General features: G+C 38.3%; 17 protein-coding genes. 6 read left to right on the plus strand and 11 right to left on the minus strand.

The window, feature by feature from the left end:
• Positions 1–20 precede the first annotated feature (20 nt).
• A complete protein-coding gene (locus F9U64_RS08020; RefSeq protein ID WP_153402487.1) occupies positions 21–536 on the minus strand; it encodes a GrpB family protein in 516 nt (171 codons plus the stop codon).
• A 33-nt stretch (positions 537–569) separates the two neighbouring features.
• On the minus strand, positions 570–1043 hold the full coding sequence (locus F9U64_RS08025) for a hypothetical protein (RefSeq protein ID WP_153402488.1): 474 nt from the start codon (positions 1041–1043) through the stop codon (positions 570–572).
• A gap of 367 nt (positions 1044–1410) precedes the next feature.
• Here F9U64_RS08025 and F9U64_RS08030 point away from each other — a divergent pair, with 367 nt between their 5' ends.
• From F9U64_RS08030 to arsC, 4 genes are all read left to right on the plus strand, one after another.
• Complete coding sequence (locus F9U64_RS08030) at positions 1411–2565, plus strand: MFS transporter (RefSeq protein ID WP_153402489.1); 1155 nt, start codon at positions 1411–1413, stop codon at positions 2563–2565.
• 107 nt (positions 2566–2672) lie between these two features.
• A complete protein-coding gene (locus F9U64_RS08035; protein ID WP_153402490.1) occupies positions 2673–3017 on the plus strand; it encodes an ArsR/SmtB family transcription factor in 345 nt (114 codons plus the stop codon).
• Between the two features lie 15 nt (positions 3018–3032).
• The gene (locus F9U64_RS08040) at positions 3033–4322 is read left to right on the plus strand and encodes an arsenic transporter (RefSeq protein WP_153402491.1); all 1290 of its coding nucleotides are present in this window, start codon (positions 3033–3035) and stop codon (positions 4320–4322) included.
• Positions 4323–4340: 18 nt separating this feature from the next.
• Positions 4341–4760, plus strand: a complete 420-nt coding sequence (gene arsC / locus F9U64_RS08045; RefSeq protein WP_153402492.1) for an arsenate reductase (thioredoxin) — start codon at positions 4341–4343, stop codon at positions 4758–4760.
• Positions 4761–4807: 47 nt separating this feature from the next.
• On the opposite strand, the gene F9U64_RS08050 is transcribed toward arsC, so the two are convergent.
• On the minus strand, positions 4808–5278 hold the full coding sequence (locus F9U64_RS08050; protein WP_153402493.1) for a metal-dependent hydrolase: 471 nt from the start codon (positions 5276–5278) through the stop codon (positions 4808–4810).
• A gap of 535 nt (positions 5279–5813) precedes the next feature.
• Complete coding sequence (locus tag F9U64_RS08055; protein ID WP_153402494.1) at positions 5814–6632, minus strand: helix-turn-helix domain-containing protein; 819 nt, start codon at positions 6630–6632, stop codon at positions 5814–5816.
• A gap of 198 nt (positions 6633–6830) precedes the next feature.
• Between F9U64_RS08055 and F9U64_RS08060 the strand changes: the two genes are divergently transcribed.
• A complete protein-coding gene (locus F9U64_RS08060; protein ID WP_153402495.1) occupies positions 6831–7640 on the plus strand; it encodes a phytanoyl-CoA dioxygenase family protein in 810 nt (269 codons plus the stop codon).
• A gap of 227 nt (positions 7641–7867) precedes the next feature.
• Positions 7868–8518 carry an SDR family oxidoreductase gene (locus F9U64_RS08065; RefSeq protein ID WP_153402496.1) on the plus strand — a complete coding sequence of 217 codons (651 nt, stop codon included), beginning with the start codon at positions 7868–7870 and terminating at the stop codon, positions 8516–8518.
• Positions 8519–8569: 51 nt separating this feature from the next.
• On the opposite strand, the gene phnE (F9U64_RS08070) is transcribed toward F9U64_RS08065, so the two are convergent.
• The 7 genes from phnE (F9U64_RS08070) to phnM all read right to left on the minus strand — a co-directional run bounded on the left by phnE (F9U64_RS08070) (position 8570) and on the right by phnM (position 15013).
• Positions 8570–9433, minus strand: a complete 864-nt coding sequence (phnE, locus tag F9U64_RS08070; protein WP_153402497.1) for a phosphonate ABC transporter, permease protein PhnE — start codon at positions 9431–9433, stop codon at positions 8570–8572.
• Entirely contained in the window at positions 9433–10218 is a 786-nt protein-coding gene (gene phnE / locus F9U64_RS08075; RefSeq protein WP_153402498.1) for a phosphonate ABC transporter, permease protein PhnE, read from the minus strand. Before phnE (F9U64_RS08075) ends, phnE (F9U64_RS08070) begins: the two co-directional genes overlap by 1 nt.
• A 12-nt stretch (positions 10219–10230) precedes the next feature.
• Complete coding sequence (phnC, locus tag F9U64_RS08080) at positions 10231–10995, minus strand: phosphonate ABC transporter ATP-binding protein (RefSeq protein ID WP_153402499.1); 765 nt, start codon at positions 10993–10995, stop codon at positions 10231–10233.
• A 109-nt stretch (positions 10996–11104) separates the two neighbouring features.
• Positions 11105–12124: a PhnD/SsuA/transferrin family substrate-binding protein gene (locus tag F9U64_RS08085; protein WP_153402500.1), complete on the minus strand. Its 1020-nt coding sequence runs from the start codon at positions 12122–12124 to the stop codon at positions 11105–11107.
• 171 nt (positions 12125–12295) lie between these two features.
• On the minus strand, positions 12296–13105 hold the full coding sequence (locus F9U64_RS08090) for a PHP domain-containing protein (protein WP_153402501.1): 810 nt from the start codon (positions 13103–13105) through the stop codon (positions 12296–12298).
• Position 13106: 1 nt separating this feature from the next.
• Positions 13107–13814 carry a phosphonate C-P lyase system protein PhnL gene (gene phnL, locus F9U64_RS08095; protein ID WP_153402502.1) on the minus strand — a complete coding sequence of 236 codons (708 nt, stop codon included), beginning with the start codon at positions 13812–13814 and terminating at the stop codon, positions 13107–13109.
• Positions 13815–13831: 17 nt separating this feature from the next.
• Positions 13832–15013 (minus strand): phosphonate metabolism protein PhnM, encoded by a 1182-nt coding sequence (gene phnM / locus F9U64_RS08100; protein ID WP_153402503.1) that lies wholly within the window; start codon positions 15011–15013, stop codon positions 13832–13834.
• Positions 15014–15055: the final 42 nt, after the last annotated feature.

Below are 15055 nucleotides of genomic sequence, written 5' to 3' on the forward strand. Positions count from 1 at the left end.
AAAGCAGGGGGAAATGTCGGCTATCCTCTTTCCCCCTTCCACCAGGCAAGTGCCTTTTTCTCCATCTCAGCAACAAATCCTTTTTTAGCAGGGCTATAATCTGAAGTATACTCATACTTTTTCGCTAACATCTCTTTATATTGAGTATATCGTTTCACTTCTTCCGGGTGGCTCAGGAGGTAATCACGAAATACTAAATGTCTCCATATTTCTGGATTATCGTATTGATAGAAATGAATATGATGTGTTCGGTTTTCTCCGCCTTTGCGAAACAGACGTCTTCCTTCTATTCCCCATTCGCCAGCTACATCATAACCCTGCTTATTCATTTGCTTATTATATGTATCGATATTGTTAATGTCATTAACAATACACATCATATCAATGACAGGCTTGGCACTCATCCCCGGCACAGCCGTACTGCCAAAATGCTCAATAGAAACTATTTCACCATTGAAGAGGTTCTTTAATAGGAATGCTTCTTCTTCAAACATACTTATCCATATCGATGAATACTTGGTTAATCGGATTTTCACCCCGCATACCTGCCTTCATTAGGATTTCCAGTGTTATTCAAATTCTGAAACTCTCTTAGCAGTTTGCCTTTCTTCATTTGTGATAACACCAGCAAAATGGTATACGATCGCACCGCCTTCTGTAACTTTAATTGTAATAATCCCGCGGTTAGCCCAATCATCCAATTTATTCTGAGCTTCGGTAACTGACAGTGTTGTATCCATCGCTAATTCTACTGCAGTTAAACTGCCGTTTCGTTTTTCGGCTACTTTTAATATTACATTTTCTAATTCATCACCTGATAAAGGTTTCTGTTTCCTGCCAAAAAATGCCCATTTCCCCAAAAAAAAGGCAAGGATCATTGGAATAATGCCTACACATATGACAAGAATAATCTCTGCAGGGAAACTTATACTTGATTCCTCTCCATCACCGATATTAGCAATAAAGCCAAGAAGCAATATAAATCCACCCAGAAATAAACATATGCCCAAAATAAATACAACAATTCTTCCTGCTAACTTCATCGATTCTTCCTCCTAATGACACATTACGTCCATTGCCTCTATATTTATGCTAAGCAGTCTTTGTTTTTTACAAAGCTGATACATTTTTCCATTATATAATATCACAATATCAGCAATCTTTTACTAAAATATGCTATATAAGTTCCTAAACCCGGATGGTAAGCTTAAATCTCTCAATAATATATCTTCTCCATGGCATTTTAGAACAGGTTCTAATGCTTTGAGCAGGATTCCTGCGCTCGTCTGTGATTAAACTTTGTATATTTTATACTATCCTGGAGCAACAATAATCTGTTGGTATATTCAATTCCTATCTATTTTCCTGTATAATATACATTTCATCTTTAGAAAGTGAAGGTAAGTTTCAATGAAAAGACGTTTTTGGATTTTAGTAAGTATTGTGGCCGTCTCCGGCTTCAGTCAGGGCATGCTTTTGCCATTAATTGCTGTTATTTTTGAAAACAGTGGGGTGTCCTCCTTTCTTAATGGGTTAAACGCTACCGGCCTATATATAGGGATACTTTTGGCCTCTCCGTTTATGGAACAACCGTTAAGAAAATATGGATACAAGCCGCTTATTATTACTGGCGGTTTGTTTGTTATTCTTTCCCTTGCATTATTTCCGCTCTGGAAATCCTTTATCTTCTGGTTTTTCTTACGATTGCTAATCGGAATCGGGGACCATGCCTTAAATTTTGGTGCGCAGACGTGGATTACTGCTTTCTCACCAGAACATAAAAGAGGAAGAAATATTGCTATTTACGGATTATTCTTTGGAATTGGTTTTGCCGTCGGACCTTTGATGGTACCTTTAGTAAATATTAATGAAAGCCTGCCGTTTATTGTCTCTTCCATTCTTAGTTTAATTGGCTGGTTGTTTTTATTTTCACTAAGAAATGAATGGCCAGAACAGGACTTTCACATGAGTTCCATGAGAGGTACCATTAAACGCTTTGCCACAGCATGGAAATATGCATGGATCGCTTTTTTGCCACCATTTGCTTATGGCTTTTTGGAAACCTCTCTAAATGGAAGCTTTCCTGTCTATGGATTAAGAGTGGGACTGGATGTCCATCAGGTTTCTACTTTACTTGTCGCCTTCGCGATCGGCGGGATTGTTTTTCAATTACCTTTGGGGATGTTAAGTGATAAATTGGGCAGAAGGAAAATCTTGAGAAGTGTTTTACTACTTGGGTTTATCGCCTTTACTATGGCTGGTTTTCTGGAACATTCCTATCTTGCCTTAAATATCTGTCTTTTTATTGCCGGAATGTTTGTCGGCTCCACATTCTCACTTGGTATATCTTATATGACAGATCTGATGCCGAAAAACCTTCTTCCGACAGGCAACTTATTATGCGGTATTTTCTTCAGTTTTGGCAGTTTATCAGGACCGACAGTTGGCGGTTTGTTTATCCAGCTTTTTCAGTCCATTAGCTTTTTTACCATTATAAGTGGCCTTTATCTGCTGATATTCCTGTTAACATGGATTAAAACAACACCTGTTAATAATACAGCGTAAAAATTGTGAAAATCGTCCATCAATATCCCTTAATATTGGTGGATTCTTTAATTGATTGCATATATAAGCAAATCATTATATACTAATATAGGTAAAGGGGGATTAGTATGTCGGAAAATTTAGTTGCTGTTGATAAGGCTGCAACCATTTTAAAGTTATTAGGAGACAAAACTCGGTTGATGATGGTGAAACTATTAGAAAACAATACTTGCTGCGTCTGCGAATTTGTTGAAATATTCCAGACAAGTCAACCTGCGATCAGCCAACACCTCCGCAAATTAAGAGATATTGGTGTCGTTATGGAAGAAAGAAAGGGTCAGTGGATATTTTATTCTTTAAACAAAAATTATGATCACTATAGTTTGGTTGAGCAAATTCTTCAACAAGTACCAAATCAAGAACATAAGTTGAAAGAACTCGAAGAAAATGGCACAAGAATCTCTTGTTGTTAAGATGGAGGGGATCAATTGGCATTACTAGCTGTCCTTATTTTTCTAATTACCTTAATATTTGTAATATGGCAGCCAAAAGGGCTGTCGATCGGATGGTCTGCCTGTGGGGGAGCTGTCATTGCTCTCATTATTGGTGTAGTAAGTCTGGATGATGTCTTAGAGGTTACAGGTATTGTCTGGAATGCGACACTTGCTTTCGTTGCTATCATTATTATTTCTTTAATTCTCGATGAAATCGGCTTTTTTGAATGGGCAGCATTACATATGGCCAGAGCTGCAAAAGGCAATGGCATCAGAATGTTTGTCTATATCAGCTTGCTTGGAGCCATCGTTGCCGCATTTTTTGCTAATGACGGGGCAGCGCTTATTCTCACACCGATTGTTTTAGCAATGGTTCGGAACCTGAATTTCACAGAAAAGATGGTTTTCCCATTTATTATGGCAAGTGGCTTTATTGCTGATACAACATCCCTACCCCTGATCGTAAGTAACTTAGTAAACATTGTTTCAGCAGATTTTTTCGACATCGGTTTTGTTGAATATGCCTCACGCATGATTATTCCAAACTTTTTCTCACTTGCTGCAACGATTATTGTTTTACTGATTTACTTTAAGAAAAGTATTCCGGGAAATTATGAAATAACTAACTTAAAAAATCCATCGGAAGTCATTAAAGATGATAAAATGTTTCGTCTGTCCTGGTATGTGCTGGCAATATTATTGGCAGGTTACTTTATCAGTGAATTTATTGAGATCCCTGTCTCCATTGTGGCAGGAATGATTGCCATTCTCTTTTTAATTCTGGCCCGTAATAGCAAAGCGGTTCATACCAAATCTGTCATCAAAGGTGCACCATGGGAGATCGTCTTCTTCTCAATTGGGATGTATGTGGTAGTATTTGGACTTAGAAATGCCGGTTTAACGGACATTCTGGCAAGTGTTATTCAAGCAAGTGCTGAACAGGGGTTGTTTATTGCTACCATTTCCATGGGCTTTATTGCCGCAATTTTGTCATCGATCATGAACAATATGCCAACTGTAATGATCGATGCTATCGCCATTGCAGAAACCAGTACATCAGGCGTTATCAGGGAAGCATTAATTTATGCAAATGTTATTGGTTCTGACCTTGGGCCAAAAATTACCCCAATTGGTTCTTTAGCGACTTTATTGTGGTTGCATGTTTTATCACAAAAAGGGGTGAAGATCTCCTGGGGAACTTATTTTAAAACAGGTATTATCTTAACCATACCAATTCTGTTAATTACCCTGATTGGATTGTTTATCACACTTTCTCTATTATAAAAAAGGAGCTCGATAATAATGTCAGAAAAAATTATTTATTTCTTATGTACAGGAAACTCATGCCGCAGTCAAATGGCGGAAGGCTGGGCGAAAAAACACTTAGGTAATGGTTGGAAAGTTTACAGTGCAGGTATTGAAGCACATGGCCTGAATCCTAATGCAGTGAAAGCTATGAATGAAGTTGGGATTGATATTTCGAACCAAGAATCAGAGATTATTGATCCAGAGATTTTAAATAATGCGACACTAGCTGTCACTCTTTGTGGCGATGCTGCCGACAAATGTCCTGTAACACCTCCTAACGTAAAGCGGGAGCATTGGGGATTTGATGACCCTGCCAAAGCAGAAGGCACGGATGAGGAAAAGTGGGAGTTTTTCCAAAGAGTGCGTGATGAAATTGGTGAAAGAATAAAAAAGTTTGCGGAAACAGGTAAATAGAGTTATTTGGGCGAGCCGCCTTTTGTAAAAAGTGGCTCGCTATTTTTTTATAAAATAAGATCTTTGCCATAGTAAATCGTTACTACAGTCAGCAGCAAAAGAATTACTTTTTCCATTGACCCACCTGTTTTCATTGTAACTGGAAATCGGAATGTCAGGTCTGCAGGATAGAGTAACTTTATTCCATTTTTCGTCATCGCATCTAATAATAGATGGCTTGCCATTCCCAACAGAAACCCAGTAATAATAGATTGATTATTGGTAAAAAAAGTCAAAACATAACCGATCAGCACAAGAAACAGCAAACTGTGTGTAAAAGTTCTGTGCCCAAACAGTTTGTTTACCATCTTAGATATCATCGGAAGTTTCCGGCCTATCTTGCTGCCACTATGGCATATATCTGGTATAAGTGATCCTATCGTTCCTGCTGCAATAAAAAATCCGGGGTCATATCCGGTAAACTGGACAGTAACAACAGAAGCTGCTATCCCTCCCATTAAATGTGTCTTTCCTGTCATATGTATTCTCCTCAGTTGTCTTTCCTTGATGTTTGATACCCAAACGAAACATCTGTTCCTATTTTATCATATTTTTGTTTGGATACCAGTCATTTTTGCCATTTTATCTGTATATCAGGTTTTACTACATACAAAAATATATCTTTTCCCAATTTCATCTATTTACAATCAATAGAAGACCTCCTACGCATTTATCATAAGATAAGTGTATAGGAGGTCGAGTTGTTATTAGAGATTTTTTGTTATCGGGCGCTTACTTTGTTGCTCTATCTAACTCCGCTTTTTCTTCGCTTGGTTCCTGATCAGAGTCTCCCTCATCCAAAGATCCGCGATAACCCAATTGGACATTATCTATAATCCGCTCTTAGCATCTGTACAAACTATATAAAATGCATAAGTACACATAATTCAATCTCTAATTATAGTAGATTATTTTAATCTATCATAACAAGGTGGATTGTGTATAAACAATTCAATATATTCTATCTGTAAAGGAAATACTCTTATAATGTTTCAATTCTGTAAACTTAACTGATCAGGATTCTATTTCTTTGGACTGGACACTCTGAATGAATTCGCTAGGAGTTCGCCCTACATATTTGCGAAACTGTCGGGTAAAATGGTTGTAATTTTGAAAACCTACGTCAAGGGCTGCTTCACTTGCATTCCGATTCGTATGGGCAAGGAGCAAGGCAGCTTGCTTAATACGAATTCGGTTTAGTGCTTCCACAATTGATTCACCAGTATTTTCTTTAAAAAGATGAGACAGTCTCGATGCGGAAATCCCCACACTGTGGGCCAGTTCCTCGACTCGCACCTTCTCTTTCATCCGGTGAGAAAGTAAATAAAGTGTTTCTTCTATCCTTGGATCCATGCGGCAGGATTGCTGCTTTGCGAGCAGCATCAGAATCTCCCGCAATGCATTCAAGCAGAGCTCATGCCAATAGGCTCCTCGCTCCCTGGAATCGGAAAGAATTCGACAAAAGGAATTATAAATGCGGTCCCTCACCGCTTGCTGTTCAATTTGCCTTATAGTCAGCGCTTTAAATGGAAGTAAACTGGTGTCTATGAATCCAGTAGTAAAATGCGCCCACACAAAATCCCAATTCTTCCCTTCGGTCGTACCGTAACGATGGGGGACTCCAGGCTTCAAGAGTGTGACGTTACCGGTTGTTACACGCTGCTTGCGGCCGTCTGTCTCGAAGTAACCTTCACCGCCTAACGTGTAAGTGATTAGCCAGTCGCTCATGCCTTCTGGACGTAAGGTCGAATAATTATCGCTTTCATGGAAATGTCCGGCGATTACTATTCCGTAAGCCAATCCATCATAGTTTGAGGGGCGGTCTAACTTCATACTACTCATCCCTTCCAGTAATACTTTAACAAATTTAGTTTAGCTTAACTGATAGTGGTATACAAGTGTCCCATATTCAGAAATAGCAGAATCGTATGTGTTGTTAGCAAGATCGTTCCTTCTCATAACCATTATTGTAACTGTATAATTTAAATATATGAAATATCAGCCATAGTATAAATAGAGGAGGAGAAACAAATGACGTATAAGCAGCTGGTTTTAACGGATGAACAAAAGAAAGCGTTTCAAAAAGATGGTTATTTAATAGTCAAAGGATTGTTTAAGGAGCAGCAATTGAAGGAGATTGACAAAACCTTTGAGGACATCAGCCATCAGGTAATCCCCGGACATTTTGAACCGGATTTGCAGCAAGAAACTGTCGACCCGCTCAAACGATATCCAAGGGTCATGCATCCGCACCGGTTTAATGAAACAGCCAAACGGTATATGTTACATCCACCGGTAATGGACGTTCTTGCTGATTTATATGGGGAAGAACCATTGGCAGCCCAAAGCATGTTTTATTACAAACCACCGGGAGCACGGGGACAGGCGCTTCATCAGGATAACTTTTACTTAAAGGTTGAGCCAGGAAACTGCATCGCAGCGTGGACAGCGATCGATTCAACTGATCAGGAGAATGGCGCACTTTTAGTTGTACCAAAGACTAGTGAGCATGATATTGTATGTCCTGAATTGTCTGATCCCAAAGAATCATTCACTACACATTACGTGAAGCCACCGAAGGATCATAAGGCAATTCCCGTAGTGATGGATAGAGGAGATGTGCTCTTTTTTAATGGGAATCTGATTCATGGCTCGTACAGCAATAAGTCGAAAGATCGTTTCCGGCGTGCATTTATTTGCCACTATGCCAACAGTTCAGCAACTCGCATCTCCTCGCATTATCGTCCTCTGTTCCGAGCAGACGGCACGGCGGTGGATATTGAGACAAATCCGGATGGAGGTCCATGTGGCATTGAGTACGACATACCGTATATCCACTAAGAGCCTCATTTTTTCCGGTATAGAAGGAAAAAATAAAAGTAAAATAAAATACAAATCCTACAATCATGCATTTTAATCATAAAGCACAATTAAAAAGGATAAAATAACTCCTTTATTTACAAAGATGCAGTTTCCCCCCATTTTTATCCGATCAGTTCTGTTTACTTAACTTCTTTACAGGGAAGATTTAAAATAGAAGTATAGTACAATTGGAAAGGATGAAAAGGATGAAAGTATTAGTAATCGGCGCAAATGGGCAAATCGGAAAACATCTTGTCAAACTAATTCAGGATAATGATAAATTAGAAGCAAAAGCGATGATTCGCAAAGAGGAACAAGCTGACTTTTTTAAAGACTTAGGGGCAGATGTAGCTGTCGTCAACCTTGAGGGTGAAATTGACGATATAGCAAAAGCAGCTGATGACGTTGATGCGATTGTCTTCACTGCAGGATCTGGACCGAACACTGGAAAAGATAAAACAATCATGGTCGACCTTGATGGGGCTGTGAAGACAATTGAAGCAGCCAAGCACGCTAATGTAAAACGCTATGTGATGATCAGTTCATATGATACTACTCGTGAGGCTATTCAGGAATCACCAGAATCATTTGCACCATATGTTGTGGCAAAGCATTATGCGGATGAATGGTTACGAGCTGCTGATTTAGATTATACAATCATCCATCCTGGTATGCTGACAAATGATACAGGCAAAAATCAGGTAGAACTTGCGGAAAAAGTGGAAAGAGGAGAAGTACCACGTGAGGATATCGCTCAAGTGATCTTAGAAAGTTTACTCAATGATTCTACGATTAAAAAAGAATTCCAGGTGGTATCTGGTAACAGCACGATAGAAGATGCTATTAAATCTTTATAATCTTCAGATGTCATTTGGCAAAAGACCAGTGTTAGCACTGGTCTTTTGCCTTTAATTTTTTACTGTAGAAGGAAAATAACGGTCCTTCAATTTAGTTGAGATAAATTCTAAGATGATCGCTATAATGAGAATAAGATAAGTAATTAACCCAACTTCCCGAAGGTCAAAATAGAAGCCTGATGCCATAAATAATTCAAAACCTATCCCGCCCGCTCCTGCTGCTGCTCCCATTGCTACTGCAACAGAGAAGTTAATTTCAAAGCGCAGGAAGGTCCATGATAATAAATAAGTAAAAGTAGATGGCAGCACTCCATGGACAACAATATGCCACCAGTTGGAGCCAGTTGCTCTTAATGCCTCAAGAATGCCTGGGTCCACTTCCTCGATTGATTCTGAAAATGCTTTTACTAAGTAAGCGACAGAGTGAAATAGCATTCCCAGAACAGCTGCTTCACTGCCTAATCCTGCTGCAATAGCAAAAATCAAAACCCACAGTACAGTTGGCACTGCACGAATAAATGCAACAAATATTCTTACTGTTTTTGATAACCATGGCTTTGATAGATTTTCCGCTGCCATTAATGCCAGGAAAAAGGCAATGATAGCACCAAAGATAGTGGCAAGCACTCCTAACCCTAATGTGACGGCAACTTGATAGAATGCTTCCGCCCAGCTAAAGTGGCTTAAAGCAGGTTCCAAAAACATTACTCTCAGATTATATAATGTCTCTGTGAATGCACGTTCTATTTGCAAACCGGTATAGTTAAAGAAGAAAAATGCTAAGATTGTTAACAAGGTTAATATCCAAAGTGTCCACTTTACAACAAGGTCAATTTTGTTTCCTGACTTAATATTAATTTTTCCACTTTTCGTCCGTTTGATTACAGCTGGATTTATGCTTGTCTGTACTGCCATTATAAAATCACCTTCCTAATCCTTGTAGATATTAACTCAATGGCAATAACAGCTACAACGATGGTCAATGTAATTAATGCGACAATATTATAGTTCAAATTTTTATAATATAAATCAAACATATAGCCAATCCCTGTTCCCGTCAGGATTCCAACTAATGTGGCGCTTCTGATATTAGTTTCAATCATAAACAATATCCAGCTGATCATTTGCGGCAGACTCTGCGGGATAACAGCCTTGCTCACAATCTGGAAATAAGTTGCACCTGTCGCGGTTAAAGCCTCTACTGATTTTTGGTCCGCTTCATCAATGGATTCGATAAATGCTCTTGTCAAAAAACCAAGTGTAGCCACAAATAGTGCCAGAAAACCGGTAACGGAATTCTGTCCAAACGAAATTAATAAAATCAGTGACCATGCAACAACAGGAATGTTACGTGATAAAGATGCAACGAATCTGGCAATCACACTAAGTATATTATTTGCTTTAGTCGTTTTAGAGCCCATCAGTGCCAGAAAAAGAGAAAACACAGCAGCAATCGTTGTTGCAGCAATAGACATAAAAATCGTCTCATTTAATTTCTCCAGAATGTCAGGTAATCTTTCTAAAGCTTCTTGTGTAATGATTAAGTTCGAGAATATCCAGGCAAAAGCAGCGGGAATTGTTGCAACACTTTCAAACAGATTGTATTCTGTTACAGCGCTGGATAAATAAGTAGCAGCAATAATAATCAGGAAAACGAACGTCAGTTGCAGCTTTTTTTTACGCATAATTTTTTCATTCATCTGTTATACCCCTTATACGGTGATTAGCTCCCTTGTTTCCATCCCGTAAATATGTTCAATCTTATCTTGTGACAGCAATGGACTGGCACCATCAAACACCACTTCTCCTTGTTTAAGACCACTGATCCGATGTGCATAATCCTTTGCAACTTCTACTTGATGTAAATTCACAATACAGGTAATGCCAAGCTCTGTAGAAATCTGTTTAAGATGATCCATAATTATTTTGGAGGAGTTCGGATCAAGTGATGCAATCGGCTCATCACAAAGAATAAGTTTAGGTTCCTGGATTAAAGCACGGCAAATTCCTACTCTTTGCTGCTGACCTCCACTTAACTGATCACAACGTTTATAAGCCTGTTCCGCGATCCCTAACTTCTCCAGCAAATCAAAGGCACGCTGTTTTTCTTCTTCAGTAAAGAGTCCAAGCACCCCTCCAATTGTTGATTTATAACCAAAACGCCCATGTAATACATTTTCAATTACGGTTAAGCGGGGTACTAAATTATAGTGCTGAAATATCATCCCGATGTTTGTCCGCAATCTGCGCAAATCCTTTTTATTTTGCGCACCTACATCCTTACCATCAAAAAACACACAACCTGTCTCTATCTCGACCATCCGGTTAATACATCTTAACAAAGTAGATTTACCCGCACCTGATGGGCCGATAATGGAAATAAATTCACCAGCACCGACACTGAATTCAATATTTTTCAATACTTGGATTTCTGAATTATAGGATTTGTTTAACTCTTTTACTTCTAACAAAGGCATGTTCAGCGATCTCCTTTTTATCGTTTTGGATTTTGAGTAATGGATTGAACTTGCATGAATAAGCCATTTGGAGGATAACACTATTCCAAATGGCCTGTTAGAATGCTAATTAATTAGATAGCTCACGAATCGGGTCAAACCATGCATCTTCCACTTCTGCAAAACGTTCATCCGCTGATTTCGAGAATAAGCCGCCTTCTTCAGAATCCTCTGGTACAAAGATTCCCTCATTATTTGCCACTTCATCTGATACAAATGTTTCTTTAATTTTATTTAAATCTTCTTCACTTAATACTTCTGTGTTCGCAACAAAAGGAGCATTTAATACTGGTGTTACACTCATTAGCATAAATTCCTTGCCTGTTACTGTATTAAAAGGTTCCGCTGCATCGTCTTTTACACGATAAACAGTTCCAGCTGTATTCTCTTCACCTTCTGCTACTTCAACATAATTATTTACACATGTATCACAAAATGCTGCCACATCTGCACTGCCGTTTAATAAGTTAACTGCCGACCCTTGATGGGAACCACCGAATAAAACTTGTGAGAAAAGCGGTCCACCCTCCATTAAATCTTCTTCCGTTAATTCTTTGTCAGCAAAATGTCCGATAATTGTTGACGAGGGAACTACGAAACCTGAAGTTGAGCTGTTGGAAACAAACGAAAATTTCACACCTTCAAGTGTATCTAATGAAAATTCTCCATCCACCTTAAAATTGTCCTGTTGATCGACAGGCACTGCTAACCAGCTGTGATACATCGCATCATCTAATGTACCTGATGGACCAGTTGGCACTGCAATTGGCTCAATAGCATCATTTCCATTTTTTGCTTCAATGTACCCTTGTGCTCCCATAAAAGCTAATTCAGCATTGTTATTCACAATTGTTTCAATTGCAATGGCATAATCTGTTGTCAAGTGATGTTCTACTTCTTTTCCTGTTGCCTCAGCAACCATACTACCTATCGCTTCACGTGCACCTTTCAAGTCGTTACCTGATTCATTTGGATACCAAACCATATCAATTACATCATCTCCACCTGACTCTTGTGCATTTCCACTATTACATGCACTTAACACCAACGCAACAACAACCAAAAGCATGAATCCCATTATTTTTTTCATTCTTGTTTCCCCTCTCCATATAAAATGATGGTTATAAAATAATGTCTGAATATGTATGCCAGTATTAATTAAATCACAAATTGTAGAACTATATTACTTTTTTACCATTTCTTAACACTCATTTAAGAATATTTACAAATTTCATAAAAAGATATTTTCCTATATGGAAAACTATTTGTTTATTAATTGATTAGGTGGACTATTAACTTCTCCAATTGTAATAGCAGCACCAAATAGCCCATGATAATCTGTTCCGCCAGTTAGAATTAAGTTATATTTTTCCGCAAGTGAATCAATTAACAGATGATCTTCTCTCGTATGATCAGGATGGTGTCGTTCCACCCCATCTAAACCCGCCTCTGCTAACTCTGGAATCAGGTCATAGGAATCTAATTGTCCTGGATGCGCAATAACAGCTATTCCGTTATCCTGCTTAATTGCATGGACTGCCTTAAACACATCCACATATTCTATATCTCCTGATGCAACGCCATTTTGTTTAAATAAAGATTGATAGAGGTTCTGATAATTTTCCGATTCATAAGATGATGCTGTTAATTGCCGCATAATATGCTGTTTGTAGATAGCAGAACCTGGCACAATAGAAGCACTGATCTTTTCTAAACTAATATCATATCCTGCCAGTTGAATTTGTTCGATTTGCCAGAGAGAATGATGATGCCTTCTTATTAGCAACGGATCACAAAGAGCTTTGATATTCTTAGCATCAAGATCATATTGATAACCAAGGATATGGACTTTCCTGTTTCGTTTAAAATCATATGCCGAGATTTCTATACCCGGGATGACGTTAATGTTATAGTGTTGCCCTATCCTAATCGCTTCCTCTTGTCCAGCCGCAGTATCATGATCAACAAAGCTGATAGAAGAAATTTGCTGCTGCTTAGCTTGCTGCAAAACAGCTTCTATTGTGTCAAAACCGTCTGAATATTTACTGTGAACATGTAAATCAGCTTTCATACTATCCACCATGGACTAATTCACAGCTTTTATTTTTCATATCAAAAACCTTATCACAAAGGTTCTCCATAAATTCAATATCATGAAAGATACCGATTAATGTGGTTCCACTTGCTTTCAATTTTTCAATCACTTCACGCACTTTTACTTTCGACTGTTGATCAAGACTGGCAGTAGGTTCATCTAAAAGTAACAATCTTGGTTCTTTTACTGTAGCAATCGCAATATTTAAGCGCAGTTTTTCCCCACCGGAAAAAGTGTTAGGGAAGGTATCCCATAATTGCGGGTCAAGATCAAAATGTGTTAATGCTTGTTCTGCTCTTATTGCTGCTGTTTCCTTCACTGCTCCCATTTCCATTAATGCCTGTTCAACCAAATGTCTGGCAGTAGTGCGCGGCATCACATTTAAAAATTGTGAAACATATCCTATTTCATGTTTTCTTAAATAAATCATTTGTCTTTCGCTGGCTTTGAATAAATCGATAAACCCAAATCTTTTGGAGTCAAAATAGATACTCCCTTCATCAGGTAAATATGTTCTGTAAATACTTTTTAAAATGGTCGATTTACCGCTGCCGCTTTTTCCGATAATCCCAATAAATTGGCCTTTATCTAAATCAAAATTAATATTTTCAACAGCCTGTCTCGTACTGCCAAGCTGGTGACTGGTAAAACTTTTCCCAAAATTCCTGACTTCAAGAAATGTCATTCCCACTTCCCTCCTTATTAATTTGTCCGATAATTCGTTGTTGTGATAACCGTTCCATTAACCATCGTTAATGTCAGCATTGGATAACCATCTTCCATTCTTTCGATAATTAACAGGTCAGCTTTTTTACCTGGCTTAATTGAACCAATTTCATCATCCATTTTTACCGCTCTTGCCGGATTTAAGGTAACTTTCATAAACATGTCATGTAAGTCATGCTGGTATTGTTCATTCATTTTAAAAATTGCGTGTAAAAGTGCTGCCGGATAATAGTCACTGCAAAGAATGTCTGCACATTTCTCTTTTATTGCTTCATTTGCTGACAGATTGCCTGAATGCGAGCCGCCAAGCATGATATTGGGAGCACCGACAACGGTAGCCAGCCCTAAAGCTGTTGCTTTTTTGGCTACTTCTAACGTAATCGGAAATTCACTAATCGTTGTACCAAAGGATTGAACTAACTCTACTTTTTTCAGGTCATCATCATCATGGGAAGCTACTGCAATACCTTTTTCCCTAGCGATTTGTGTTACCTCCTGAATTTTTTCTATCGTGAGCTGTTCTCTGCTCTTTCTTTCAGCAATAAGGACATTGACTTCATCATCTGTGATGTTTCGATATCCTTGCAATGTATCACGGAAAACTTCCAGATCACGGTACTGTCCCTGTCCAGGGGTATGATCCATGAAAGATAGCAGATGCACTTTATTTTTTTCTATACTATCAATCAGAAATTCTACTTGGTCGATATTATCAATCTCAAAACGTGCATGATGGCGATGTCTTATCAAATGGAGACGGTCATGTGTGGCTGCAATTGCATTAACAAGACGCTCCACATTCTTAGGAAAACGCATTGGTTTATGTGAAAAAAGATCTTCTTTATAAAAAGATAGAGAATGGAATATGGTTGTAATGCCATGACTAATTAAGATTTTTTCTACTTCTCTTAAACTAATATCAAAATCCATCAGGCTTGTCGGTCTTGGTGACACAATTGATTCAATATAATCGGAATGAATATCAATAAATCCAGGGGATATGAAACCACCATTTGCATTAATTAAATCAGCATCTGGATAATCTGTTATTGCCGTATCTGTGATGATTTCTTCAATCCTTTCCCCATCAATAACAACAGCCAACCCTTGCGTAATTCTATCTTCTAATACTAATTTGCCATTATAGATAATCTGCAATTGCAACATACCTCCTTATATTTTGTTTACAAAAAAGGGGAT

It is taken from the genome of Gracilibacillus oryzae, from assembly GCF_009498735.1.
GTDB lineage: Bacteria > Bacillota > Bacilli > Bacillales > Amphibacillaceae > Gracilibacillus > Gracilibacillus oryzae.

Coding starts and splice junctions, on each gene's coding strand:
- F9U64_RS08025 (WP_153402488.1), bottom strand. CDS start 1,043: ATGAAGTTAGCAGGAAGAATTGTTGTATTTATTTTGGGCATATGTTTA.
- F9U64_RS08030 (WP_153402489.1), top strand. CDS start 1,411: ATGAAAAGACGTTTTTGGATTTTAGTAAGTATTGTGGCCGTCTCCGGC.
- F9U64_RS08035 (WP_153402490.1), top strand. CDS start 2,673: ATGTCGGAAAATTTAGTTGCTGTTGATAAGGCTGCAACCATTTTAAAG.
- arsC (WP_153402492.1), top strand. CDS start 4,341: ATGTCAGAAAAAATTATTTATTTCTTATGTACAGGAAACTCATGCCGC.
- F9U64_RS08050 (WP_153402493.1), bottom strand. CDS start 5,278: ATGACAGGAAAGACACATTTAATGGGAGGGATAGCAGCTTCTGTTGTT.
- F9U64_RS08055 (WP_153402494.1), bottom strand. CDS start 6,632: ATGAAGTTAGACCGCCCCTCAAACTATGATGGATTGGCTTACGGAATA.
- F9U64_RS08060 (WP_153402495.1), top strand. CDS start 6,831: ATGACGTATAAGCAGCTGGTTTTAACGGATGAACAAAAGAAAGCGTTT.
- F9U64_RS08065 (WP_153402496.1), top strand. CDS start 7,868: ATGAAAGTATTAGTAATCGGCGCAAATGGGCAAATCGGAAAACATCTT.
- phnE (WP_153402497.1), bottom strand. CDS start 9,433: ATGGCAGTACAGACAAGCATAAATCCAGCTGTAATCAAACGGACGAAA.
- phnE (WP_153402498.1), bottom strand. CDS start 10,218: ATGAATGAAAAAATTATGCGTAAAAAAAAGCTGCAACTGACGTTCGTT.
- phnC (WP_153402499.1), bottom strand. CDS start 10,995: ATGCCTTTGTTAGAAGTAAAAGAGTTAAACAAATCCTATAATTCAGAA.
- F9U64_RS08085 (WP_153402500.1), bottom strand. CDS start 12,124: ATGAAAAAAATAATGGGATTCATGCTTTTGGTTGTTGTTGCGTTGGTG.
- F9U64_RS08090 (WP_153402501.1), bottom strand. CDS start 13,105: ATGAAAGCTGATTTACATGTTCACAGTAAATATTCAGACGGTTTTGAC.
- phnL (WP_153402502.1), bottom strand. CDS start 13,814: ATGACATTTCTTGAAGTCAGGAATTTTGGGAAAAGTTTTACCAGTCAC.